The organism is Streptomyces sp. NPDC002588 (assembly GCF_040295925.1).
Lineage (GTDB): Bacteria > Actinomycetota > Actinomycetes > Streptomycetales > Streptomycetaceae > Streptomyces.
In genome coordinates, this window is record NZ_JBEOWF010000129.1 from 1 (window position 1) to 1,005 (window position 1,005).

The 1,005-nt window shown below is 68.2% G+C and carries 3 protein-coding genes; 2 read left to right on the plus strand and 1 reads right to left on the minus strand.

Annotated features, from left to right (window positions below; translation table 11 throughout):
- Positions 1–272 precede the first annotated feature (272 nt).
- Positions 273–440, minus strand: coding sequence for a hypothetical protein (locus ABT057_RS49125; protein WP_352351933.1), 168 nt, complete (start codon positions 438–440; stop codon positions 273–275).
- Here ABT057_RS49125 and ABT057_RS49130 point away from each other — a divergent pair.
- Both ABT057_RS49130 and ABT057_RS49135 read left to right on the plus strand, forming a co-directional pair.
- A complete protein-coding gene (locus ABT057_RS49130; protein ID WP_352351929.1) occupies positions 381–770 on the plus strand; it encodes a transposase in 390 nt (129 codons plus the stop codon). The two genes, ABT057_RS49125 and ABT057_RS49130, sit on opposite strands and share 60 nt — an antisense overlap.
- Positions 674–901 carry a transposase gene (locus ABT057_RS49135; protein WP_352351931.1) on the plus strand — a complete coding sequence of 76 codons (228 nt, stop codon included), beginning with the start codon at positions 674–676 and terminating at the stop codon, positions 899–901. The genes ABT057_RS49130 and ABT057_RS49135 overlap by 97 nt, the downstream gene beginning before the upstream one ends.
- The last annotated feature ends 104 nt before the right edge of the window (positions 902–1,005 follow it).

The window sequence follows — 1,005 nt, forward strand, 5'->3', positions numbered from 1 at the left end:
CCGAACACCCGGCGGTCCTCCGCGGCCACCGGGCACACAGTCATGTCCACACCCACCCTGACCTGGTGATATTTACGCGTCAGAGTCAAGCTAAGTGGTTCCTGCCCCGACTGCGATCCGCCCTGGGCCTTGTGGGTGGGGTGGTCTGTGCCGTCGAGGGCGAAGTAGCGCAGGGGGCGTGGTGTGAGGTCTCAGGACTCAGTTGACACTTCTGACTCATTAGATCCTTGACTGGCTCAAGACTTACTGGACATGGCCGGGCAGCCGAGGCCCTAAGCTTGGAGCGAGCCGCCCGCGAACACCAGATCGCCGTCAGCGGCCCACTGCCGGGCAACCTCACCCGCCAGCACCGCAAAGGCTTCGACCGGGACGACTTCCACATCGACTTCGACCGCCGACAGGTCACCTGCCCCCAGGGCCAGGCCAGCGCGGGCTGGCACGGCCCCGACCCGACCTCCTCGCCCACCGCCGCCCCGCTGATCGTGGCCCGGTTCACCAAGAGCCAGTGCCGCCCATGCCCGGCACGCACCCGCTGCACCACCACCGCCGACAGCGCCCGGACCGTGGGCTTCCCCCACGAGAACTCCGCGACCTGCAACTCCGCGTCCGCGCCGAGCAGTAGACACCCGACTGGAAGACCCGCTACGCGGTCCGCTCCCGAGTCGAGGGCACCATCAACGAGTTCGCCCACGGACACGGCATGCGCCACCGCCGCTACCGAGGACAGCCGAAAGCCCACCTGCAACACGTGCTCACAGCCATCGCCGTGAACATAGAACGCCTCAGCGGCCGGTCAGCGACCGAGGGAGCCTCTTCACCGAGACCGCCGACCGCCTTCCAGACCTTCCTGGACCAGCAGGGGATCCCCCGGTCGAAATCCTGGCGAACCCTCGGCAGCTGACCTCGCCCATCAAGATCCCCGACAGCAACTCAGCGCGGCTTCGCCGTGCGCCGGGGGCACAGTAAATGGGTCGGCGTGCGCCGCGCGCGGTCCTGACCGCCCTG